At 43.3% G+C, this 254-nt stretch carries 1 protein-coding gene; it reads right to left on the reverse strand.

Annotated features, from left to right (window positions below; all coding sequences use genetic code 11):
- The coding region (locus tag AOA62_RS32735) for a cellulase family glycosylhydrolase (RefSeq protein WP_368665719.1) at positions 1–243 on the reverse strand (243 nt) is incomplete at its 3' end.
- Positions 244–254 lie beyond the last annotated feature (11 nt).

Here is a 254-nt window from a genome sequence, read left to right on the forward strand (position 1 = left end):
TCTTGGATCACCAGGCGCGTGAACATGCCAATCCACGATAACATACATATCATGCTTAAACGCCAAATCAATTCCTTCGTATACTAGATCCTTCACAGCTGGATTCGTTGCATAACCTCCTTCTCCAACATACATCGCTAATCTGATCATATTAGATTCCCAATCATCCGCTAACGTTGCGAAAGCGTTCTCATTTACAATCTCCCCAAACCATTGAAGTCCGTGTGTACTCATTCCCCTCAACTGTATTGGAG

The sequence above is a fragment of the Pseudomonas sp. 2995-3 genome, from assembly GCF_002742565.1.
Taxonomy (GTDB): Bacteria; Pseudomonadota; Gammaproteobacteria; order Pseudomonadales; family Pseudomonadaceae; genus Aquipseudomonas; species Aquipseudomonas edaphica.